The sequence below is a fragment of the Tardiphaga sp. genome (assembly GCF_028290495.1).
Taxonomy (GTDB): domain Bacteria; phylum Pseudomonadota; class Alphaproteobacteria; order Rhizobiales; family Xanthobacteraceae; genus Tardiphaga.
In genome coordinates this window covers 1-20,707 of the sequence record NZ_JAQGJT010000116.1, presented here as the reverse complement: position 1 = coordinate 20,707, position 20,707 = coordinate 1, and the positions used below count along the sequence as shown (strand labels likewise).

At 63.0% G+C, this 20,707-nt stretch carries 21 protein-coding genes and 2 pseudogenes; 11 read left to right on the top strand and 12 right to left on the bottom strand.

The features are described 5' to 3' along the window. Positions 1–33: 33 nt before the first annotated feature. Positions 34–1,257, bottom strand: a complete 1,224-nt coding sequence (gene phaZ, locus JWQ24_RS17545) for a polyhydroxyalkanoate depolymerase (RefSeq protein WP_299810677.1) — start codon at positions 1,255–1,257, stop codon at positions 34–36. A gap of 147 nt (positions 1,258–1,404) precedes the next feature. Here phaZ and JWQ24_RS17540 point away from each other — a divergent pair, with 147 nt between their 5' ends. Next, positions 1,405–2,058: a glutathione S-transferase family protein gene (locus JWQ24_RS17540; RefSeq protein ID WP_299810674.1), complete on the top strand. Its 654-nt coding sequence runs from the start codon at positions 1,405–1,407 to the stop codon at positions 2,056–2,058. A gap of 261 nt (positions 2,059–2,319) precedes the next feature. Further along, complete coding sequence (locus JWQ24_RS17535; protein WP_299810729.1) at positions 2,320–3,471, top strand: hypothetical protein; 1,152 nt, start codon at positions 2,320–2,322, stop codon at positions 3,469–3,471. Between the two features lie 218 nt (positions 3,472–3,689). Here JWQ24_RS17535 and JWQ24_RS17530 read toward each other — a convergent pair whose 3' ends face one another. Then, positions 3,690–3,899 (bottom strand): hypothetical protein, encoded by a 210-nt coding sequence (locus tag JWQ24_RS17530; RefSeq protein ID WP_299810672.1) that lies wholly within the window; start codon positions 3,897–3,899, stop codon positions 3,690–3,692. A 144-nt stretch (positions 3,900–4,043) separates the two neighbouring features. Between JWQ24_RS17530 and JWQ24_RS17525 the strand changes: the two genes are divergently transcribed. Further along, the gene (locus JWQ24_RS17525; protein ID WP_299810669.1) at positions 4,044–4,403 is read left to right on the top strand and encodes a hypothetical protein; all 360 of its coding nucleotides are present in this window, start codon (positions 4,044–4,046) and stop codon (positions 4,401–4,403) included. A 53-nt stretch (positions 4,404–4,456) separates the two neighbouring features. Here the strand turns inward: JWQ24_RS17525 and JWQ24_RS17520 are convergent, their stop codons facing one another. Next, positions 4,457–5,680 carry an ABC transporter substrate-binding protein gene (locus JWQ24_RS17520; RefSeq protein WP_299810666.1) on the bottom strand — a complete coding sequence of 408 codons (1,224 nt, stop codon included), beginning with the start codon at positions 5,678–5,680 and terminating at the stop codon, positions 4,457–4,459. Between the two features lie 158 nt (positions 5,681–5,838). Continuing rightward, positions 5,839–6,675: an enoyl-CoA hydratase-related protein gene (locus JWQ24_RS17515; RefSeq protein ID WP_299810664.1), complete on the bottom strand. Its 837-nt coding sequence runs from the start codon at positions 6,673–6,675 to the stop codon at positions 5,839–5,841. A gap of 156 nt (positions 6,676–6,831) precedes the next feature. Between JWQ24_RS17515 and JWQ24_RS17510 the strand changes: the two genes are divergently transcribed. Next, positions 6,832–7,767, top strand: a complete 936-nt coding sequence (locus JWQ24_RS17510; RefSeq protein WP_299810662.1) for an SMP-30/gluconolactonase/LRE family protein — start codon at positions 6,832–6,834, stop codon at positions 7,765–7,767. Between the two features lie 10 nt (positions 7,768–7,777). Further along, positions 7,778–8,365 (top strand): GNAT family protein, encoded by a 588-nt coding sequence (locus JWQ24_RS17505; protein ID WP_299810660.1) that lies wholly within the window; start codon positions 7,778–7,780, stop codon positions 8,363–8,365. Positions 8,366–8,512: 147 nt separating this feature from the next. On the opposite strand, the gene JWQ24_RS17500 is transcribed toward JWQ24_RS17505, so the two are convergent. The 5 genes from JWQ24_RS17500 to JWQ24_RS17480 all read right to left on the bottom strand — a co-directional run bounded on the left by JWQ24_RS17500 (position 8,513) and on the right by JWQ24_RS17480 (position 14,563). After that, the gene (locus JWQ24_RS17500) at positions 8,513–9,493 is read right to left on the bottom strand and encodes a PDR/VanB family oxidoreductase (protein ID WP_299810657.1); all 981 of its coding nucleotides are present in this window, start codon (positions 9,491–9,493) and stop codon (positions 8,513–8,515) included. A gap of 13 nt (positions 9,494–9,506) precedes the next feature. After that, positions 9,507–10,259, bottom strand: a complete 753-nt coding sequence (locus JWQ24_RS17495) for a GntR family transcriptional regulator (RefSeq protein ID WP_299810654.1) — start codon at positions 10,257–10,259, stop codon at positions 9,507–9,509. 4 nt (positions 10,260–10,263) lie between these two features. After that, positions 10,264–11,313 carry an aromatic ring-hydroxylating dioxygenase subunit alpha gene (locus tag JWQ24_RS17490; protein WP_299810651.1) on the bottom strand — a complete coding sequence of 350 codons (1,050 nt, stop codon included), beginning with the start codon at positions 11,311–11,313 and terminating at the stop codon, positions 10,264–10,266. 298 nt (positions 11,314–11,611) lie between these two features. Beyond that, the gene (locus tag JWQ24_RS17485; RefSeq protein ID WP_299810648.1) at positions 11,612–12,454 is read right to left on the bottom strand and encodes a MoxR family ATPase; all 843 of its coding nucleotides are present in this window, start codon (positions 12,452–12,454) and stop codon (positions 11,612–11,614) included. Positions 12,455–12,646: 192 nt separating this feature from the next. Further along, complete coding sequence (locus JWQ24_RS17480) at positions 12,647–14,563, bottom strand: diguanylate cyclase (RefSeq protein ID WP_299810645.1); 1,917 nt, start codon at positions 14,561–14,563, stop codon at positions 12,647–12,649. Positions 14,564–14,844: 281 nt separating this feature from the next. On the opposite strand from JWQ24_RS17480, the gene JWQ24_RS17475 reads away from it, so the two are divergent. The 3 genes from JWQ24_RS17475 (at position 14,845) to sseA (ending at position 17,449) form a co-directional block, all read left to right on the top strand. Beyond that, on the top strand, positions 14,845–16,026 hold the full coding sequence (locus tag JWQ24_RS17475) for a VWA domain-containing protein (RefSeq protein ID WP_299810642.1): 1,182 nt from the start codon (positions 14,845–14,847) through the stop codon (positions 16,024–16,026). Continuing rightward, positions 16,023–16,442, top strand: a complete 420-nt coding sequence (locus JWQ24_RS17470; RefSeq protein ID WP_299810639.1) for a rhodanese-like domain-containing protein — start codon at positions 16,023–16,025, stop codon at positions 16,440–16,442. Before JWQ24_RS17475 ends, JWQ24_RS17470 begins: the two co-directional genes overlap by 4 nt. A gap of 152 nt (positions 16,443–16,594) precedes the next feature. Next, positions 16,595–17,449 (top strand): 3-mercaptopyruvate sulfurtransferase, encoded by an 855-nt coding sequence (sseA, locus tag JWQ24_RS17465; protein ID WP_299810636.1) that lies wholly within the window; start codon positions 16,595–16,597, stop codon positions 17,447–17,449. 36 nt (positions 17,450–17,485) lie between these two features. Here the strand turns inward: sseA and JWQ24_RS17460 are convergent. Beyond that, positions 17,486–17,608, bottom strand: a pseudogene (locus tag JWQ24_RS17460) (AraC family transcriptional regulator); the annotation flags it as partial. Positions 17,609–17,612: 4 nt separating this feature from the next. Between JWQ24_RS17460 and JWQ24_RS17455 the strand changes: the two are divergent. Beyond that, positions 17,613–17,696, top strand: a pseudogene (locus JWQ24_RS17455) (3-oxoacyl-ACP reductase); the annotation flags it as partial. 9 nt (positions 17,697–17,705) lie between these two features. Here the strand turns inward: JWQ24_RS17455 and JWQ24_RS17450 are convergent. Then, positions 17,706–18,449: a hypothetical protein gene (locus tag JWQ24_RS17450; protein ID WP_299810633.1), complete on the bottom strand. Its 744-nt coding sequence runs from the start codon at positions 18,447–18,449 to the stop codon at positions 17,706–17,708. 2 nt (positions 18,450–18,451) lie between these two features. Here JWQ24_RS17450 and JWQ24_RS17445 point away from each other — a divergent pair, with 2 nt between their 5' ends. Then, on the top strand, positions 18,452–18,748 hold the full coding sequence (locus tag JWQ24_RS17445; protein ID WP_299810630.1) for a hypothetical protein: 297 nt from the start codon (positions 18,452–18,454) through the stop codon (positions 18,746–18,748). Positions 18,749–18,803: 55 nt separating this feature from the next. Further along, entirely contained in the window at positions 18,804–20,006 is a 1,203-nt protein-coding gene (locus JWQ24_RS17440) for a L,D-transpeptidase (protein ID WP_299810627.1), read from the top strand. Between the two features lie 2 nt (positions 20,007–20,008). Here the strand turns inward: JWQ24_RS17440 and JWQ24_RS17435 are convergent. Then, on the bottom strand, positions 20,009–20,707 hold a 699-nt coding region (locus JWQ24_RS17435; protein WP_299810624.1), incomplete at its 5' end, for a D-2-hydroxyacid dehydrogenase family protein.

The window sequence follows — 20,707 nt, the reverse complement described above, 5'->3', positions numbered from 1 at the left end:
GGCCGGCCTGGCGTTGATACGCCGTGCCCGTAATCAGGAATTGACGTGCACGAAATCTCGCAGCAGCGGGTAGATTTCGTTGTTCCACCGGCGTCCGCTGAACACGCCGTAGTGGCCGACGCCGGCCTGCATGTGGTGGACCTTGCGATAGGCGCGCACGCCCGTGCACAAATCCTGTGCGGCCAGCGTCTGGCCGATCGAGCAGATATCGTCTTTCTCGCCTTCCACCGTCATCAGGCCCATGCGCTTGATCGAGCCGGGATTCACCGGCCGGCCCTTGTAGGTTAGCTTGCCCTGCGGCAGCAGATGCTCCTGGAAGACGTCGCGGATGGTCTCGATGTAGAACTCCGCCGGCAGGTCCATCACTGCGAAATACTCGTCATAGAACGTCTTGATAACCTCGGCCTTCTCGGTCTCGCCTTTGGCCAGATGGTCGGCGAGATCGACATGCGATTTGATGTGGCGCTCCAGGTTCATCGAGACGAAAGCGGTGAGCTGGATGAAGCCGGGATAGACCTGCCTGAACGCGCCCTTGCACTGGAAGGGGACGTAGTTGATCAGATTGTCCTCGAACCATTTCAGCGGCTTGCTCTTGGCGAAGTCGTTGACCTTGGTGGGGGAGATCCGCGTGTCGATCGGCCCGGCCATCAGCGTCAGACTGGCCGGCCGCGCCGGATGGTCGTCCTCCGACATGATAGCCGCGGCGGCGAGCGCCGACACGGAAGGCTGGCAGATCGCTACCATGTGCGAACGAGGGCCGAGTTCATTCATGAAGGTAATGAGATGCTCGGTATATTCGTCGAGCCCGAACTTGCCCTGATTGACCGGGATGTCGCGCGGATTATGCCAGTCGGTGATGTAGACGTCGTGGTCCTGCAGCAGCGTCTTTACAGTGCCGCGCAGCAGCGTCGCGAAATGACCGGACATCGGCGCCACCAGCAGCAGCTTCGGTTGCAGCGGCGAATTCTCTTTCTTGAAGTGCAGCAGGGAGCCAAACGGGGTGGAGAATGTCACCTCTTCGGTGACGGCGAGCTCGCTGTTGCCGACCATCACCGGGCCGATGGCGAATTCCGGCCGCACATAGGTGAGGGCGGTGCGCGAAACCAGTTCCAGCGCGGAAGAAAGACGGCCGAACAGCTTTTCGGATGTACCGGCCGGTACGAGATTTAGGTATTTCAGGGCCGCTGCGGCGCCGGAGCGCCACGGGGCCGTCAGATCCATGTGGTTCTGGTAGGCCTGATACATCATCGACATCATCCGGTGATCTCTTCCCTGCTTTATTGCTATGCAATATCGAAGCCAGCGCGGAGTCAAACTATCTTGAAAACTGGCACATGGTTTGCTCAATAAGATGCGGGCAGCCGGGGTATATTCGGCCGCCTTGGGTGACGCAGGGGGAATAGAATGGCCAGAGCGACACTGACACTCAGCAGCAAGAATTACTCGTCATGGTCGCTTCGCGGCTGGCTGCTGACCAAGTTTTCCGGGCTGGAGTTCGACGAGATCGTCACTGCGCCGGACGACGCTTCCGCGAAAGCGGAAATTCTGCTGCTTTCGTCCTCGATCCTGGTGCCGTGCCTGCGCCATGAGGGCGCGGTGGTGTGGGATACCCTGGCGATAGCCGAATACCTCAACGAAATCATGCCGGAAGCGGGTCTGCTGCCGGCCGACCGCGTGCTGCGCGCGCATTGCCGGTCGATATCAGGCGAAATCCATTCCGGCTTCACCACGCTGCGGGCGTCGCTGCCGGTCAACCTCAAGGGCCATTTCCCGAATTTCAAGATCTGGTCGCGCGCACAATCCGACATCGACCGCGTCTGCACGATCTGGCGCGAATGCCTGGCGAAATCCGGCGGACCGTTTCTGTTCGGCCAGCGCAGCATGGCGGACGCGATGTACGCGCCCGTGGTGACCCGCTTCATGACCTACGACGTCAAGCTCGACCCGCAACTTACCGTTTATGCCTCCCTGATCATGGCGATGCCGGAAATGCAGGAATGGGTCGAGGCCGCCAAGAACGAGCACGAGGACATCGAAGAGCTCGAAGTCGAATACTAGGCAGCAAGGGCCAACGGCCATGTGGCGAGGGTATCTCGCCATGAAGGCTGACCTGTAGCGGCCCGCGAATCGGGCAAGCTCTGCTCAATCTGTATCCAGAGGTTGTGGGAGCCCTTCGGCGAATTTGACCAATCCGGCGGCAAAAGGCCGGCGGATGCTACCGTTTTGGTAGCAAAAGTCCTCCTCAGCCGCTGGCGTGGAATTCGCATGGTGCATTGCAGAAGCAATGGGCCAGCGCCCCCGCCAGGATTGGAGGATGCCATGAACGTGCATGCTACGGTCGATCTCAAATCTACCGGCCTCACCCGCCCGAACGGCGCTCCCCTCCGCCTCAATCATCAGGATTTTGTCGCTATCGACCGCGACAAGAATGCAAAGTTCGAGGCGACGTACCGCCCGCAAGCGCTCTACAATCGCGCCAACGAAGGCTTTCACGCGAACAACGAAACCTTCCTCCTCCATGAGGTCGCGACCAACCTGCCGATCTATCGCGAAGATACCGGCCCGACGGATTTCCATCTTCATCTGCCGCCCGGCGGTTTCCAGCTCGTGCTGGTCACGTCGGGGGTGTTCACCTTCGATTACGATGGTCGCGTGTACTACGTCGGCCCTGGCGCGGTGATGCTGCAAAGCGCGATCGTGCATCGCCAGTTGTTTTACACCTGGTCGGGATTATCCACCGAAGAGAACCTTAAGACGCCGCAGACCGTGGTGCCGGATGCGCTTTCGATGGGCTATTCCGGCAAGTTCCTTGAAGCCTTCGTGACCGATCCGACGACCTTCCCGAATCCGACGATCGTCGGTCCCGATCAGATTGTTGAGGCCGAAACGCCGCGTGTGGCCTGGACTCATTCGCTGCATGATCGCCCTGTGGGCGCAGGCTTCTGGTTGCAGGATCCGTTGGCGCTGGATGCGCTGTTCAAGCCGCTGGTTGATAGTGCCATCAAATCGACCTCGCCGGTTTACGTGCGTGATATCGGGATCGAGGTTCCGAGCGGTTTTCTTGTCACCGGCCACATCATCGGGACCGACCCGCGCGGCCAGTCGCTGCTGCCGAAGAGCACGTCGGCGTCCGTGGACGCGGCTTCTTTCGCGAAAGGCGAGGTGGTCATCTATCGCGTCATTCGCGGCACCGCCGAATTCAAGGACAATACGGGGAAGACCTTCGAACTTGCCGCCGGCGATGTGGTGACGGCCGGCAAGGATTCGACCAACCTCATCGGCCTGGGCGAGAACACGCAGGTTCTCCGGCTCGGCCTTCTGAAGGGCATGGAGCAGCTTCGCAGCTGGACGCCGACACAGCGCGACGAGATCGACGGCCTGGCGGGGGACATCATCACCCGGAAGGACATTCGCCCGCTGCGCACGGAAGGCGCGCCGGTCGGGTATCTGTACGAGCCAACGCCGGCCTGACGGGCGCAGCGCTTTCGTTAACCTTTGATACAGGAATTCGATCGCCAGACGGTTCTGCTGCTGGCTAGATCTGGTGCGATGGCTGGAGCGCCGCACCAGATGCACCTGCGCGCATGGTCTCGCGAATCGAATTCGCCGATTCGGGCGCGGTTCGTTCTATGCGCGTACCAGAGGTTAACGCGGCTTCGAATTTCGTCGCAATTTGAGACAAATGCGCTCTAAGTGAAGCGCGGTAGGCGCCAGCCGACTACGGCAGCCTCGACAAGGCTGCCGGATGCGGCGTTGCGCCATTGGCCATCGATAAATTTGCAGGGGAACGGCAGCTGATAGGTGCCGCTATGGTCTTCGCACAGAACTTGCACCGCCTGATCGGGCAGCGGGTCGCCCTGTCCGTTGAATTCCGCCAGCCGTCGTTCGCGTGTTGCCATTCAAAAAATGCTCCGTGGCTGCAACGGTGGCGGTACACCGTTGTTCCGTTTGCCGCCGCTCTCGCCCTGCTGCTGCGGTTGACAGCCGGCCGTTCTGGCCGCTTGGCTTGGCGCAGCACTTCAGGGAAACGACGAGGGCCACCAATGCGCACCCAGATCATGGCAACAATGCTGCTGGCAACCTGCTTGGGCAGGCCGGCGTTGGCGCAGGACGTGCCGGGGATCGAGATTTGCACCGTCGAGAAGACGATGGAGCGTCGCACCAGTTGCCTGCAGAGCAACGTGAACTTCCTGCAGACGACGCTCGGCAAGCAGGGGCGCGATCAGCAGCAGAAGCTCGACGCCGCCAACCGCCAGATCGATGCATTAAAAGCGACGCTGGCAGGTTTGCAGAAGACGGTCGAGGAATTGCAGGCGGCGCAGAAGAAGGCACCGGCTGCAACGCCTGCGAACGATGCGCCAGCTAAGGAAGGCACGCCGGCCAAGGAGGGGGCGGCGAAGTAAGTTGCTGTTCCCTCCCCGCAAGGGGGAGGGAAGCCATTTGCGCCAGTGCTAAGTTACGATTCTTTCTCCCCCGACATCAGCGGGCCGAACAGCTCCCAGCTCTCGCCCTTGAAGCGCATCATCTGCAATTGATCGAGCGGGCTGAAATCGGTCGGGCTGGTCCTGATCTTGGTGCCCGGCAGATAGATGCCGATCTCCATGTTCAGATTGGCGGCCTGCTTCATGATGTTCTCGCGGGTCAGGTTGTCGCCGCATTGCTTCAGCACCTGGACGATGCCTTGCGCCACGCCGTAGCCGAACACGGTGCCGCCGTCCTCCTTGTCGCCTTCGGGGAAATACTTGTCCATGAAGACGCTCCATTCCATCATCGCGGAGTCGTTCTTCCAGGTCGGGTCCTTGGGATCCTTCATATAGGCGGCGCTGAGCACGTCCTGCGAGTTGCCATAGCCTGCCGGCTTCATGACCGCGCCGACGGATGCCGAGACGTTGGTGACGATGTGGACCGGCTTCCAGCCCATCTCCCCGACCTTCTTGATCGCCTGCGCGGCGAACTTAGGCGTCGCGATGTTGATGAAGACGTCTGGATTGGCGGACTTGATCTGCACGATCTGCGAATCCACCGTCGGTGAACTGGTCTCATAGGGTACTTCGCTGACGATATAGTCCTTGACCTTGTCGCCGAAGCCGTCATGCAGCCCGATCAGGTAGTCCTTGCCGAAATCATCATTCGCGAACAGCACGCCGACCTTCTTGCCGGGATAATTTTTCATGACGTACTGCGCATAGATTCGCGCCTCGGCCTGGTAGCTCGGCTGCCAGCCCATCGTCCACGGGTAGTTCTTTGGATCTGCCCATTTCGCCGCGCCGGTGGAGACGAACAGTTGCGGCACCATCTTGGTGTTCATGTATTTCTGGATCGCGGTGTTGCCGGGCGTGCCAAGCGGATTGAGGATGAACAGCACCTCGTCGCTCTCCACCAGCTTGCGCGCCTGCTCGACGGTCTTCGGCGGGCTGTAGCCGTCGTCATAGGAGATGAAGTTGATCTTGCGGCCGTTGATGCCGCCCTTCTCGTTGATCATCTTGAAATAGGCGGCTTCGGTCTTGCCGATGACGGCGTAGGACGAAGCGGGGCCGCTATACGGCATGATGTTGCCGATCCGAATCTCGGTGTCGGTGGCGCCGGTGTCGTACTTTTTCTGGGCGAGTGTTGCAGTGGCGGTCATGGACAAGACGATACCGGCAAGCGCCAGCGATCGCCCAACTTTACAGCTTGGCATAGTGTCCTCCCTCTGTGGTTCGATCACCGCATCGGCCCGTCTGCGCGGGTCTTGGATGCGGCTCGAATGCCGGGAGTATGCACTAAGGCGGTGGATTGGAAAGCTGCGCTGCGGCGCGTGGTCGTGGCGCGCCGCACAACGCCGACCCAATGATGTTGCTATCGCCCCTTGAAATCGGCCGGGCGCTTCTCCAGAAACGACGCCATGCCCTCGCGAAAATCCTCGGTGCGAAACAGCGGCAGCAATTGCAGGAAGACGTGGTGAACGTGGTCGCCGAAACTCTCCGAAAGGCCGGAGCGCATCATCCGCTTGGCGGCCTGCACCGCCAAGGGTGCGTTGGCGGCAATCTCGGCGGCGACCGCGTTGGCGCGCGTCATCAGTTCGGCATCCGGAACGACTTCATTGGTCAGTCCCATCGCGAGGCTTTCCTGCGCGGTCAGCGTGCGGCCGGTGAAGATGAGTTCGGCGGCTTTCGCCCAGCCGATCATGCGCGGCAAAAACCAGGTGCCTCCGGATTCCGGCACGACGCCGCGCTTGACGAAGGCAGCCGCGAATTTCGCGCTCTCCGCCATGATGCGGATGTCGCAGCCCAGCGCCATGTCCATGCCGTAGCCTGCAGCCGCGCCGTTCAGCACGCAGATCGTCGGCTTCTCCATGTTGAACATCACGGTCGGGGGCGCCGTCTTGAGGTCGAGCGTGGTGCGCGGCGTTTCGGCATCGTTGGCGGAGCCGATGCCGGTGCCCTTGGTGGCGCTGGTCATGTCGAGCCCGGCGCAGAACGCGCGGCCGGTGGCCGTCAGGACCACCACGCGCACGGCGGGATCAGCATCGGCCTTGAGAAACAATTCGCTGAGCAGCGCGAGCATGGCGCGCGAGATGGTGTTCAGCCGTTGCGGGCGGTTCAGCGTGATGGTGGCGATGCCGCGATCGACGGCATAGAGCACTTCGTCATCGGCTGGTGAAACGGCGGGTTCAATCGCGGGAGCGTTCGACATCTGGCGTCCTCCATTCGTGGTCTTGTTGCTTGCAGCTAAGGCCGATTGGATATTCCACGCAAGGCGCCATGCGCTGGCGCGCCTTGGCAGCGCGGGGGATGTTTGCTTTAGTCCGCCGCCAAGCGACAAAAAGAAAAATCATAGGGAGCTTCCATCATGTCCAATCCCAACATCCGCGTGCTTGCGACCGATCTGGCCTTTCCGGAAGGTCCGGTGGTGATGCCGGACGGCTCGGTGATTCTCGTCGAGATCCGCGCGCAGCAGCTGACGCGGGTGTGGCCCGATGGCCGCAAGGAAGTGGTGGCGAAGATTCCCGGCGGCCCGAACGGCGCGGCGATGGGGCCAGACGGCAAAATGTACATCTGCAACAATGGCGGCTTTGCCTGGGTGCCGTCGCGCGGCATGCTGATGCCGCACGCGCCGGAGCCGCATGAATATATCGGCGGTTCTCTGCAGCGCGTCGATCTGCAATCCGGCAAGGTCGAGACCCTGTTCGACACATGCGGCGAGCATCGTTTGAAAGGGCCAAACGATCTGGTGTTCGACCGGCAGGGCGGGCTGTGGTTCAGCGATCTCGGCAAGCGCCGCGCCCGCGACATGGATGTCGGTGCCGCCTATTACATGAAGCCCGGCGCGACGGAGATCACCGAGCAGGTGTTCGGCGTGCTGCCGGCCAACGGCATCGGCCTGTCGCCGGACGAGAAGACGATGTACATCGCGGAGACGCCGACGGCCCGGCTGTGGGCCTATGACATCGCGACACCCGGCGAGGTGAAACCACGCGATGTGATCTACCGTGGCGAGCGCGGCCATCCGATCGCAGGCCTCGGAGGCTACCAGATGTTCGACTCGTTGGGGGTGGAGGCCTCCGGCAATATCTGCGTCGCGACTTTGGTCAGCGGCTGCATCTCGGTGATCGCGCCGGACGGAAAACTGGTCGAGCAGGTGCCGACCGGCGACCGCGTCACGACCAACATTGCGTTCGGCGGCCCAGAGCTTAAAACGGCGTACATCACGCTGTCGGGCAGGGGCGAACTTGTCGCGATGGACTGGCCGCGTGGCGGCCTGCCGCTGAATTTTTTGAATAAATAAAGGACGCTGAATGCCGTGGCTTGAACCCGTAACGCTCAAAGGTGCTCATGCCCGGCTCGAGCCGCTGTCACCCGCCCATGTCGACGGCCTGATCGAGGCGATCGGCGACCTGTCGAACATCTGGTACACGGCGATCCCGACGGCGGACAAGATGCCCGCCGAGATCCAGCGCCGGCTGGCGCTGCAGGCGGCAGGCAGCATGCTGCCCTTCACGGTGTTCGATGCCGGCGGCAAGATCGCCGGCATGACCACTTACATGAATGTCGATGCCGCCAACCGCCGCGTCGAGATCGGCTCGACCTGGTACGCGAAGCGGGTGCAGCGCACCGCGCTCAACACACAGTGCAAGCTGCTGCTGTTGCAGCATGCCTTCGAAAGGCTGGATTGCATCGCGGTCGAATTCCGCACGCATTTCTTCAACCACCAGAGCCGCCGCGGCATCGAGCGCCTCGGCGCGAAATATGACGGCATCATCCGCAATCACCAGATCGCGCCCAACGGCACGCTGCGTGATACCGTGGTGTACAGCATTCTCCCCGGGGAGTGGCCGACGGTGAAGGCACATCTGACCTATCAGATGAACGAGCGGGTGAGGTAGGCAGCGGCCTCTCCACGCCATTGCGAGGAGCACCACGACGCGGCAATCCAGAAGACTGCAAGCGCGAAAAGAGCTGGATTGCTTGGTCGTAAGGGCTAAGGGGAAAGCTGGCAAAGCCAGCTTTCCTTGACCTCGCAAAGACGGCGCCTAGATCGCATCCGGCTGGTACTGTGTATCCACCGTCACCGTGCCGAGTACGCGTGATACGCACGGGCAGATCTTCGCGTTGCCCTGCTTCTGGTGGTCGCTGAAGAACACGTCGCGGTGGTCGATCTCGCCGTCGAGCGCCACCACGTCGATGGCGCAGACGCCGCATTCGCCGCGTTCGCAGTCCGACATCACCTCGAAGCCGGCATCGTTCAACGCCGCCAGCATCGAGCGGTTCTGCGGCACCACGAGTTCGGCGCCCGAACTCTTCAGCCGCACCCGAAATTCCGCGGTCGGCAGCAGTCCGCTGGAGCCGAAGGTTTCATAGCGCAGGTCGGAAGGCTTCCGGCCGGCATCGTTCCAGGCACGGCGCGCCGCTTCCAGCATCCGCATCGGGCCGCACAGGATAGCGATGGCATCGGCGGGCAGCGAGGCAAAGGTCGCAGCGAGATCGAGCCTCGCGCCTTCGTTGCCTGCATGGACGGTCAGGCGATCGCCGAGCCATTCGGAAAGCTCATCGAGATAGGCGGCGTCACGGCGTGATTTCACGGCGTAGTGCAGTTGCACCTCGATGCCGTCGCGCAGGTTCAAGGCATGAGCTATGCCGGTGATCGGTGTGATGCCGATGCCCCCGGCGATCAGGCAATAGGTCTGCCGCGTCCAGTCGATGTCGTACAGCGACGACGGGCTGGAAATCTCCAGCCGCGCGCCGGTGTTCAAATTCCACATCGCGCGCGAGCCGCCGCGGCTGTCCGGTGCCAGCCTGACCGCGATACGCAATTGATCCGAGTTGCGTTCACCGACCAGCGAATAGGATCGTGTCTGCGGCTGTCCGTCGATCAGGAGACTGACGTTGATGTGGCTGCCCAGCGGATAGGGCGCGACAGGTGCATCGGGCGTCAGCGTGATCTCGCGAATGCCCGGCGTGACATCGCGCGTGGATGCAATGGTGCAACCCATCCAGTGTTCGGCAAAGCGCATGGCGGTTCTCCGATCAGTCGCTGGTAGCGGTCAGCAGCGTCAGCGCCGGCAGCAGGTCGAGATGGCTGCGGTTGCGCAGCGCCAGTCGCAGATTTCGCACCGCGAGCCTTGCATGTTCGCGCATGATCGCCTCGGCGCGCGCACCCTCGCGGTTCTCGATGGCGTCAACGACGATGCGATGATGCTCCTGGCCGATCAGCAGGATGGTATGGGCCTCGGGCAGCGCCGACTGCGCCATCACGAAGGCGCTTGGCGAGGCAAACGGCATCGCGGCGACGCGGTCGATCTGTCGGATCACCGGCGCGCTGCCGGATAATTCGGTGAGCAGTGCGTGGAAGCGGGCGTTCATGGTGACGTAAGCAGAGAAGGCTTCCACCGAGATCGGATCTTGCCGCACCAGCTGGTCGATGTCGGCGAGACATTCCTTCAGCGGTTCGAGGCTGCGGGCGCTGGCGCCGCGCTCGGCGGCGAAGCGCGCGGCGAGGCCCTCCAGCGTGCCGCGCAACTCGATGGAATCGAGGATGTCGCGTTCGGAAAACGCCTTCACCATGAAGCCGCCGGAGGGGATTGCCTGTAGCAGGCCTTCATCCTCCAGCCGAACCAGAGCGAGCCGCACGGGGGTGCGCGACACGGAGGTTATCTCCACCGCCTGCAATTCGCTGATGCGCTCGCCGGGCCGCAGGCGGCCGGACAGGATCAGGTCGCGCAGCGCCAGTTGGGCGCGCACGGTCTGCGAGACGGAGCGTTCGGAATCGCGTTCAATCATGGTCTCACTCCGCGGCCTGCAGCTTCGGCGGCGTCGTCTCTTTCGCCACCATGCGGTCGATCACCCGCCGCGTCCACATCGCGCCGGCGTCGATGTTGAGGTTGTAGAACACCCGGTCGGGATTCTCGGTCATGGCGCGCTGCTGCGCCTCGAGAATGATCTCGTCCTCGCGAAAAATGGCCGAGACGCCTTCGCGGATCTCGGTGGTCAGCTTCTGCTCGGTGATGCGGTGGTTGCGCATGAACGCCCAGAAATAGTGGCAGGTGGTTTCGGTCTCCGGCGTCATGGTGTTGAGCACGAAGCCGTTGACGCCCTGCGAGCGATCGCCTTCCGGCGCGCCGGTGCCGGCCGGGGCCACGCCGACATCGATGTTCACCGTGGCGGGCGCCTCGAAGCGGATGATCTGCCAGCGGTCCACCGGGCCGGGCTTTTGCAACTGCTGGGCCCAGAACGGCGGCGCCTCGATGCCCTTCATCCAGCGCGTCACGGTCACCGTCTTGTCGCCATGCGTCACGTCGAACGGCGCTTCGGCGACATCTTCCTGGCCGATGCTGGAGCCGTGCACGAAGGTCTCGTGGGTGAGGTCCATCAGATTGTCGATGACCAGGCGCCAGTCGCATTTGGCGTGGATGGTCTTGCCGTCGCCGGCCCATTCGGGATCGTCGTTCCAGTGCATGTCCGGCACCAGGGCGGGATCGGCCAGCGCCGGGTCGCCCATCCATAGCCAGACGAAGCGATGCCGCTCCACCACGGGATAGGATCGCACGCAGGCGGAGGGATTGATGGTCTCCTGAGAGGGCATGTAGGTGCAGCGGCCCTGCGCGTTGTATTTCAGCCCGTGATAGCCGCACACCACGGTGTCGCCGTCGAGCCGGCCCTTGGAGAGCGGCACCAGCCGGTGCCAGCAGGCATCCTCCAGCGCGGCAATCCCGCCATCGGCGCGGCGATACATCACCACATGCTTGTTGCAGATCGTGCGCGGGAAGAGGGCGTGCTTGATGTCCACATCCCAGGCGGCGGCGTACCAGGCATTCATGGGGAAGGGGGCGGTCATCTCGGCGTCCTCCGGCTCTTATGAATTCAGGATGTATACTGAAATTCGATTAAAGGCAGGGTACAGCGCAATTTATGGCTTTGGAAGCCTATTCCTGTATACTGAATTTGTATTTACCATTGCTGAAACATAAAAACCGCATCCGGATACCGGATGCGGCTGTTTGGCATCGTCTTCTCCGCGTCATGGCCGGGGCCTGCCTATCCCGGCCATCCACGATGTTTTGCGCCAACGTCGATGCCCGGCACGAGGCCGGGCATGACGGAGCTCTGGTCGATATATCGTTGTGTTACCGGCCTCAGACTTCCCGGCGGTTCAGAAACGCCAGCCGCTCGAACAGATGCACGTCTTGCTCGTTCTTCAAGAGCGCGCCGTGCAGCGGCGGGATCAGCTTGCGCGGGTCGCGCTCCCTGAGCATCTCCGGCGTCATGTCCTCGTTGAGCAGCAGCTTCAGCCAGTCCAGCAGTTCGGACGTGGATGGCTTCTTCTTCAGGCCGGGCACGTCGCGGACCTCGAAGAAGATCCGCATCGCTTCCGCCACCAGCCGCTGCTTGATGCCCGGGAAATGCACCTCGACGATCTGGTTCATCGTCTCTACGTCGGGGAACTTGATGTAGTGGAAGAAGCAGCGGCGCAGGAAGGCGTCGGGCAGTTCCTTCTCGTTATTCGAGGTGATCATCACGATCGGGCGCTTGGCCGCCTTGATGGTCTCGCCGGTCTCGTAGACGTGGAATTCCATGCGGTCGAGTTCGAGCAGAAGATCGTTCGGGAATTCGATGTCCGCCTTGTCGATCTCGTCGATCAACAGCACCGGGCGCTGCTCGTGGGTAAAAGCCTCCCACAATTTGCCGCGCTTGATGTAGTTGCGAATATCCGACACGCGGGCGTCGCCGAGCTGGCTGTCGCGCAGCCGCGATACCGCGTCGTATTCGTACAGGCCCTGCTGTGCCTTGGTGGTCGATTTGATGTGCCAGGTCAGAAGCGGCGCGCCGAGCGCCTTGGCGACTTCCTCGGCCAGCACGGTCTTGCCGGTACCGGGCTCGCCCTTCACCAGCAACGGGCGCTCGAGCACGATGGCGGCGTTGACCGCGATCTTGAGGTCGTCGGTGGCGACGTAGTTCTGGGTGCCGGTGAATTTCATCAAACGCTGCCTTGTCCTGTGGGCGGGCGTTCCCGACGTGAAACGACCGCCTTCCGGCGGTCGTGGATCAGGTTCAAGGATGACGCCACTCTTCGAGGCCAAGTCTAGTGGAATTGGCGGGCAGGTCCAGCCGCCATTACGGAGCCCTCCCGTGATATGACGCAAAACATATCATCGCGGGGAAAGCGCGGGTCAGCCGTTCTGGATCAGGCCGGTGTCGATATATTCGTGTTGCAGCGTGGAAGCCGCCACACAGCAGTCGCGGCCGCGGCGCTTGGCTTCGTACAGCGCCAGGTCGGCCTCGCCGACCAGCACCGCCTCGCTCGGCGTTTGTGGTCGCCGGCCGGCGACCCCGACGCTGATCGAGAGATAGCCGCGGCTGGTGGCGGAATTGGGCATCTCCAGCGCCCGTACCTTCAGCCGCACGGATTCGGCGACGATCATCGCATCGGCTTCCGATACGCCGGGCAGGATGATCGCGAACTCCTCGCCGCCGTAGCGCGCCGAGAGGGCCGGCGTATTCTCCGTCGCCTCTGCCACCACAGCGGCGACGCGCTTCAGGCATGCGTCACCCGCCTGATGGCCCATGCTGTCATTGTAGCCCTTGAAGTGGTCGATATCGATCAGCAGCACCGACAGATCGTAGCGCAGCTCATATTCGCGGCGCAGGAAGCTATCCAGCGTTCGGCGGTTGGCGAGGCCGGTCAGGCCATCGGTGGTGGCAAGTTCGGAGAGGCGGCCGTTCAGCGCCGTCAGTTCGTCCTGCATCAATTTGCGCTGCGTGACGTCGCGGAGCACGCCGACGACCTCGATCCTGTCCTGGTCTTCTGCGCGGCTTGCCAGCTTGAAATTGATTTCAACCCAGGCAGTGGAACGGTCGTCGCGAAAGGTGCGGAAGATCGCGGTTCGGGTTGCGGTCAGGTCGGTGAGCTGCGCGCTGGCATGTTTCACCGCCTCGATGTCGTCGGGATGCACCAACTCGAAGCAGGAGCGCCCGATAAGGTCTTTCGGATCCAGACCGAGCACGAATTCGACCGACTGCGAAACGAACACGAAATTGCCGAGGCGGTCGAGCAGGATCACGACGTCCGCGATATTGTCGGCGAGCAGCCGGTAGCGTGATTCCCGTTCGCGCAGCGCCTCCTCCATCCGCATCCGAAACCGGAACTGGGTCGATAGCAACGCAGCCAGCAGGATAACGCTGCACAACAGCACCGAGGCGACAATGATGTCCGCCTGCAGGTTACTGCGCCAGCTCGCCAGCACGCGTTGTTCGGGAATGCCGACCGCAGCCAGGACCTGATATTGGGGGCTACGTTCATAACCGAAGTATTTCACCAGGCCATCGAACGGCGATGTCGTTTTGTAATAGCCGGCGCCACCGTCCTTCAAACGGGTCTTGAAGAGCTCATTGTCGGACAGGTCCTGGCCGATTTCCGAGACGGGCCACCGTGCCAGCACGATGCCGTCGGTGCGAAACAAGGTGATGCTGGCATCTTCGCCGAGCTGAAAGCTTCTATAGAATTTATCGAAGTAATCGTCGTCGATGCCGGCGACGACGACGCCGCTGAAGCTGCCGTCGGGTTTGTCGATCCGTTTCGACAGGACGATGGTCGTCTGGCCGGTCAGTCGCGACATCAACGGCGCGTTGATCCGCATCGAGGGATCGGGATTTTCGCGGTGGTAGATGAAATAGGGACGGTCGTAATTGCTGTAACCGGGCAATTTCGCTGTCGATGAATATTGCCAGTTGCCGAGCGCGTCGAGCACGCCGATTTCCCGCAACTGCGGAAGCGCTCGCGCGGTGCTGGCAAGGAACGGGTTGAAGCGATCCGGTCGCGGATTCTGGTATTTCAGCAGATCAGCCATGCCGTTCATGGCGATGTCGGCCGATTGCAGGCTGTGGGAGGCGTGTTCGACCAGCGAGTGGGCAAGGTTGCGAACGTTGGCTTCGCTTTGCGCCAGCGCGGCCTTGCGGGCGTCGAATGCCTTCCAGATCACCAGCCCGAGCACGCATGTGCTCATCGCCAGCACGAACAGCGCCACGATCACTCCCGGTGCGGACAGGCGGCTGGTGGGCCGGTGGCTAAAGTTGGCGGAATCGATCATGGCGTCCGGCTGTCGCGGAAAGTAGTCTCCCGCAGCATGCGCCGCGGTGCTTTCACGATAGCTAATATCGTTCGCCTGCGAACGTTCCTGCGCGGCGTGGTTAAGCGCTGCCAAAACATTGAAACAAATACCGGTGGTCCGGTGATGCGGCGTTAAACCATGCCGCGGGGCGGAAAATTCTCCTGTTTCGGTATGAGCGACCGATGGTGCGCGGCGGCGCGCGTAGACCCCTACCGCATCAAGGCCTTGACGGACGCCGATGGCCGGGCAATCTGTCAATCATGTTTCTACAATTCTTCACATCGCTGCGCGATGCGCAGGTCCCCGTGACGCTGCGCGAATACCTCACGCTGATGGAGGCGCTCGACGCTGACCTCGCCGGACAGTCGATCGAGAACTTCTATTACCTGTCGCGCGCCGCCCTGGTGAAGGACGAGCGCAACCTCGACAAGTTCGACCGGGTGTTCGGAACGGTGTTCAAGGGGCTGGAAAGCCTGCTCGACGGCATCGACAAGGCCGAGATTCCCGCCGAATGGCTGAAGAAGCTGGCGGAGAAATATCTCACCGAGGAAGAGAAGAAGCAGATCGAGGCGATGGGCTGGGACAAGCTCATGGAAACGCTGCGCGAGCGCCTCAAGGAACAGAAGGAGCGCCACCAGGGCGGCAGCAAGTGGATCGGCACTGCCGGCACTTCACCGTTCGGCGCCGAGGGCTATAACCCCGAGGGCATACGGATCGGCCAGGACAAGAGCCGCCACCGCCGCGCCGTGAAGGTCTGGGACAAGCGCGAGTTCAAGGATCTCGACGGCAATGTCGAGCTCGGCATCCGCAACATCAAGGTGGCGCTGCGGCGGCTGCGCAAATTCGCCCGCACCGGCGCACCCGATGAGCTCGATCTCGACACCACCATCAAGGAAACCGCCAACCACGGCTATCTCGATGTCCACATGCGGCCGGAGCGGCGCAACGCCGTCAAGGTGCTGGTGTTCTTCGACATCGGTGGATCCATGGATTCGCATGTCGAGCAGGTCGAGGAATTGTTCTCGGCGGCGAAAAGCGAATTCAAGCACATGGAATATTTCTACTTCCACAACTGCCTCTATGAAGGCGTGTGGAAGCAGAACCGCCGCCGCTTTACCGATCGCACGCCGACCTGGGACGTGCTGCACAAGTACCCGCACGACTATAAAGTGGTGTTCGTCGGCGACGCCTCGATGTCACCTTATGAAGTGATGGTGCCCGGCGGCTCGGTCGAGCACGTCAACGAGGAGGCCGGCTCGGTCTGGCTGGAGCGCATCACCCAGACCTATGCGAATGCGGTGTGGCTCAATCCGGTCGCCAAGCGGCATTGGGACTATTCGGAATCCACGACGCTGATCCGCCGGCTGTTTTCCGAGCGGATGTATCCGCTGACCATCGAGGGCCTCGAAGGCGCGATGAAGGAACTGGTTCGAAAATCATGACGCAGACCATTACCCGCGGCATCAAGGCGATGATCGACGAGGCCAATGCGGTGGTCGAGGTGATGACCGCTGCCGACGCCATCGCGGCGGCAAAACGGCCCGACGTCATCCTCGTCGACATCCGCGACCCCCGCGAGATCGAGCGCGATGGCCGCATTCCCGGCGCGTTCTCCTGCACCCGCGGCATGCTGGAATTCTGGATCGATCCGCAAAGCCCATATGCCAAGCCGATCTTCCAGGAAAACAAGAAGTTCATCTTCCACTGCGCCGGCGGGCTGCGCTCGGCGCTGGCGGCGAAAACCGCGCATGACATGGGCCTGGCGCCGGTCGCCCACATGGCCGGCGGCTTTGCCGCCTGGCGCGATGCCGGCGGCGCCGTTGAAATGGTCGAGCCGCGCAAGGCGAAATCGAACTAACGCCCCATCGTCATTCCGGGGCGGGAGCAGCGACAGCTGCGAGCGAACCCGGAATCCCGAGATGAGACGATGAACATCTCAAGGTTCCTGGCCTGCGCCATCCGGCCTCGCCGTCTGTCGCATCCCGGAATGACAAAACAGAGGTTCCACCAATGACCACCACCGATCCGCTCGTCTCCACCGACTGGTTGGCCGCGCATCTCAATGATCCCACCGTCAAGGTGCTCGACGCCTCGTTCAAACTGCCGGGCGTCACGCCGCTGCCGCGCGAGGATTTCCTGGCCGCGCATATTCCGGGCGCCGCGTTCTTCGATGTCGATGTCATCAGCGATCACGGCGTCGCGCTGCCGCATATGTTTCCGAGCGAAGGCAGCTTTTCCGATGGCGCCGGCGCGCTCGGCGTTTCCAATGCCGATACGGTGGTGATTTACGATGCGGGCGGCTGGGTAGCCGGCCCGCGGGCGTGGTGGATGTTTCTCGCCTTCGGTCACGCCAATGTGCGCGTGCTTGATGGCGGCCTGCAGAAATGGCGTGCCGAGGGGCGGGTGGTCGAAAGCGGCGAGGCGGACCCGGAGCCGGTCAGCTATTCCGCATCGTTCGAACCGGGCTTCCTGCGCAGTCGGCAGCAGGTGGTCGGCAATCTCGCGAGCCGGACCGAACAGTTGATCGACGCCCGGCCGCAGCCGCGTTTCGAAGGCAGCGTGCCGGAGCCCCGGCCGGGCCTGCGCGCCGGCCACATTCCTGGCAGCCGCAACGTGCCCTATGGCCGGTTGTTCGATGCCACCACCGGCGCGATGAAGCCGCTCGATGAGTTACGCGCGGCCTTCACGGCGGCCGGCGTCGATCTAGACAGGCCTATCGTCACGACGTGCGGCTCCGGCGTCTCCGCGCTGGTGCTGACGCTGGCGCTGTACCGGCTCGGTGTGCGCGGCTCCGCGCTGTACGATGGCTCCTGGGCCGACTGGGGGCAGGCGGATGGCCCGCCGGTGGCGACCGGACCTGCGTGATCGCGGCTACATCGGTGCGCGCGATAGCTGACCGGTTCAGGCTCCGGATACAGCCCAGCTCCTGACCGCTTCGGTGTCGCGGCCCGGCGGCAGGCCGAACATCCGGCCGTATTCCCGCGTGAACGGCGATATGCTCTCGCAGCCAACGGCGAAGGTCGCTCGGCCGATGATTGCCAGTCTGTTGTCGGAGAACAATCGCTGGATCAACGCGCAGCGGATCGAAGTGTCCGGCGGCCAGGGGATCTGAGGCCAGTCGTTACTGTTGCTGCGACCATCCGAACGCCGGAGTTGCTGCCGGCTGGGCCGGGGGCAACTCGGCGCGGGCGTCCAGACGGCGGCGCTTTGCCGACTTTCCTTTCATGCGGACCTTTTTCTCTGTCGTCACAACCGGCTTGGCCTTCGGCAGCGGCACCGGCTCGATATCGACCGGCGGTCCGCCCAGCGTGGCGACGGTGAAGCTCATGATCTGCGCATCGGCCGGTGTCAGTGTCGAGGCCGGCTGATCCGGCGTTGTCGCCGGCGCTGCGATGGCGGCGACCGTGGCCGGTTCATCCGCACGCGATTCGGCAGCTGCGGGCGGCGGCACAGCGGCGGGTGCGGCAGCGATCTCAACGGCCGGGACTGTTTCGACTTGCGCCGGTTCGGGCCTCGCAGGTTCTGCGACGGGCGGAACGTCCGTGGTCGGTGCGGCAAGGCTGAGGGAGGCCTGCCTGTCGGCCTCGGGTTCGGTCGGGGCGGGGCTGGCCGGGAGGGCGACCGCGATGTCGGCGGGGGCTGCGGTTCTGGTCTCCGGCGCCTCGACGCGCAGCATCGAGAGCGTGGCCGGCGCTTCTGGCGGCTGCTGCGATGCAAAGACCATCTGCGGCGCCGATCGGCGCACCGGCAGATTGGCAAATTCCTCGCGGGCAGAGCGCAGCAGCGCCGTGGCGCCGAAACCGAACACCAGCATCGAAAAGCCAAGCAAAACGGCCGCAATCAGAAAACGGAAACCAGGGAGCATAAATGTGGGGTTCCGCCTTCGCCGGCAAACTGCGCGAAGGCCCTCGAGCCATCGGGGACGCGGTGACAATACTGGGAGCAGCCGAATCGCGGTGGCAAAAGGGTGCTTCGACGTCGCGAATCAACGAGATACAGAATACCGCAACGCCTCGAAACCGTTTGTTAAAAATTAACCTCCACAACAAACGGCAGGCACGGTTTCCATCGTGGTGCGGCAAGTTGGCCACGTTGTCGGCTGATTGCGTGAATATGACGAAAATGAGCGGCTTTTTTGCCGGATTTGTCTTGAATGCGCCGTGATCCCCTGCGATCTCAAGATTCACGATCCGGTGTCGGCTTGGGTTAGACAAGGGCCATGATGATCAAGCAAGTTTTGACGATTTTCGCGACGGTAGCTGTCACTGCCTCGGGCGTTTCCCTGGCTGCGGGGCAGAGCTATTCGACGCCATCCAGCGGTTACTCGATTCCGCCGGACCCGGCCTATCCCCCCGGCGGCTACCCCGCCGAGTCGCGCTCGCGCGCGATGGATGCGATGCCGGACTTCGACGCGCTTGACGAAGACGACGCGCAGGCGCCGCGCGGCCGCTCTGCCGTGGCGTTGCCGACCCCAGGCCCAATCATGTCGCCCGACGATCCGCGCTATGGCCGTGCGCCTGCCGTCGCGCCCGGTCCCGTCTATTCCGACCGTGCCCCTGCACCGCAGGGCCCGGTGATGTCGCCTGATGATCCGCGCTACGGCCGCCCGATGGGCCCGCCGCCGGTGATCTATTCGGATCGCCCGGCCGGTGGACAGCCGCAGACCTATTCAGATCGCGGCCCCGATGACGGTCGCGGCCTGCGCCCGCCGGAAGCTGTTGGCCCGCAAGGTGGCTACAACACTGGTTCGGTGCAGGACCGTGCTCCCGGTGCTGGCATGGGCGCCAACGGCAAGTCGGTGATGGTGGCCGCGTTGCCGCCGGAAGAACAGCCGGAAAGCGATCCGGCGCAGTTGCCGCCGAACCTGCGTCGTCAGGAAGTCGCGTTCGTCACCAAGGAGCCGCCCGGCACCATCGTGGTCGATACGCCCAACACCTATCTTTATTACGTGCTCGGCAACGGCCGGGCGATGCGCTACGGCGTCCGCGTCGGCCGCGACGGCTTCACCTGGACCGGCGTGCAGAAGATCTCGCGCAAGGCCGAATGGCCGGATTGGCATCCGCCGACCGAGATGATCGAGCGTCAGCCCTATCTGCCGCGCTTCATGGCCGGCGGCCCCGGCAATCCGCTGGGCGCGCGGGCGATGTATCTCGGCTCTACCGTCTATCGCATCCACGGCACCAACCAGCCCTCGACCATCGGCAAGTTCGTCTCCTCGGGCTGCATCGGCATGCTGAACGAGGACGTCTCCGACCTGTTCGACCGCGTCAAGGTAGGCACCCGCGTCGTCGTGCTGCCCGGCGGCGCGCCGCCGCCGTCCACCGCGACCGCCTCGGCGCAGCCGATGCCCGGACCCGGTGGACCGCCTGTTGGCGGCCCGACCGTGGTGCCGCCGCTCCCCGCGCCGGTGACGGTGCGGTAGGACTAACCCAACCGCCGCACCGGCTCGCCCTTCAGCCAGGCGCCGATGCCTTCGACCATCTGGCGATAGTGATTGCGGAAACCTTCCTCGGTGACGTAGCCGAGATGCGGGGTCAGTACGATATTGTCGAGCTTGCGGAACGGATGATCGACCGGCAGCGGCTCGACCGAAAACACGTCAATCCCGGCGCCGGCGATTTTGCGCTGCTGCAGGGTTTCCAGCAGTGCGGCTTCATCCACAATCGGTCCGCGCGCGGTGTTGACGAGGTAGCTCGTCGGCTTCATGCGCGCCAGATCGTCGCGTCCGACCAGCCCGCGCGAGCGCTGGCTCAGCACCACATGGATGGTGATGATGTCAGCGGTGGAGAAAAGCTCTTCCTTGCTGGCATAGCCGACGCCGACTTCCTTGCAGCGCTCCGGCGTCAGGTTCGGGCTCCATGCGATGACGTTCATGCCGAACGCCTGCGCCAGTTTTGCGACCTTGCTGCCGAGCTTGCCGAGGCCGACTACGCCGAGCGTCCTGCCCTCGATCTCGAGGCCGACGAATTTCTGTAAGCGTTCGCCGGCATGCATGCGCGCGTTCCCGCGGCCGATATTGCGGGTCAGTTCGAGGATGATTCCCATGGTGAGCGGCGCGGTCGGATCGCGGCCCCATTGCGTCCCGCACAGCACGACGCCGTGCTCTTTGGCGGCCTCCATGTC

Coding starts and splice junctions, on each gene's coding strand:
- phaZ (WP_299810677.1), bottom strand. CDS start 1,257: ATGATGTCGATGATGTATCAGGCCTACCAGAACCACATGGATCTGACG.
- JWQ24_RS17540 (WP_299810674.1), top strand. CDS start 1,405: ATGGCCAGAGCGACACTGACACTCAGCAGCAAGAATTACTCGTCATGG.
- JWQ24_RS17535 (WP_299810729.1), top strand. CDS start 2,320: ATGAACGTGCATGCTACGGTCGATCTCAAATCTACCGGCCTCACCCGC.
- JWQ24_RS17530 (WP_299810672.1), bottom strand. CDS start 3,899: ATGGCAACACGCGAACGACGGCTGGCGGAATTCAACGGACAGGGCGAC.
- JWQ24_RS17525 (WP_299810669.1), top strand. CDS start 4,044: ATGCGCACCCAGATCATGGCAACAATGCTGCTGGCAACCTGCTTGGGC.
- JWQ24_RS17520 (WP_299810666.1), bottom strand. CDS start 5,680: ATGCCAAGCTGTAAAGTTGGGCGATCGCTGGCGCTTGCCGGTATCGTC.
- JWQ24_RS17515 (WP_299810664.1), bottom strand. CDS start 6,675: ATGTCGAACGCTCCCGCGATTGAACCCGCCGTTTCACCAGCCGATGAC.
- JWQ24_RS17510 (WP_299810662.1), top strand. CDS start 6,832: ATGTCCAATCCCAACATCCGCGTGCTTGCGACCGATCTGGCCTTTCCG.
- JWQ24_RS17505 (WP_299810660.1), top strand. CDS start 7,778: ATGCCGTGGCTTGAACCCGTAACGCTCAAAGGTGCTCATGCCCGGCTC.
- JWQ24_RS17500 (WP_299810657.1), bottom strand. CDS start 9,493: ATGCGCTTTGCCGAACACTGGATGGGTTGCACCATTGCATCCACGCGC.
- JWQ24_RS17495 (WP_299810654.1), bottom strand. CDS start 10,259: ATGATTGAACGCGATTCCGAACGCTCCGTCTCGCAGACCGTGCGCGCC.
- JWQ24_RS17490 (WP_299810651.1), bottom strand. CDS start 11,313: ATGACCGCCCCCTTCCCCATGAATGCCTGGTACGCCGCCGCCTGGGAT.
- JWQ24_RS17485 (WP_299810648.1), bottom strand. CDS start 12,454: ATGAAATTCACCGGCACCCAGAACTACGTCGCCACCGACGACCTCAAG.
- JWQ24_RS17480 (WP_299810645.1), bottom strand. CDS start 14,563: ATGATCGATTCCGCCAACTTTAGCCACCGGCCCACCAGCCGCCTGTCC.
- JWQ24_RS17475 (WP_299810642.1), top strand. CDS start 14,845: ATGTTTCTACAATTCTTCACATCGCTGCGCGATGCGCAGGTCCCCGTG.
- JWQ24_RS17470 (WP_299810639.1), top strand. CDS start 16,023: ATGACGCAGACCATTACCCGCGGCATCAAGGCGATGATCGACGAGGCC.
- sseA (WP_299810636.1), top strand. CDS start 16,595: ATGACCACCACCGATCCGCTCGTCTCCACCGACTGGTTGGCCGCGCAT.
- JWQ24_RS17450 (WP_299810633.1), bottom strand. CDS start 18,449: ATGCTCCCTGGTTTCCGTTTTCTGATTGCGGCCGTTTTGCTTGGCTTT.
- JWQ24_RS17445 (WP_299810630.1), top strand. CDS start 18,452: ATGTGGGGTTCCGCCTTCGCCGGCAAACTGCGCGAAGGCCCTCGAGCC.
- JWQ24_RS17440 (WP_299810627.1), top strand. CDS start 18,804: ATGATGATCAAGCAAGTTTTGACGATTTTCGCGACGGTAGCTGTCACT.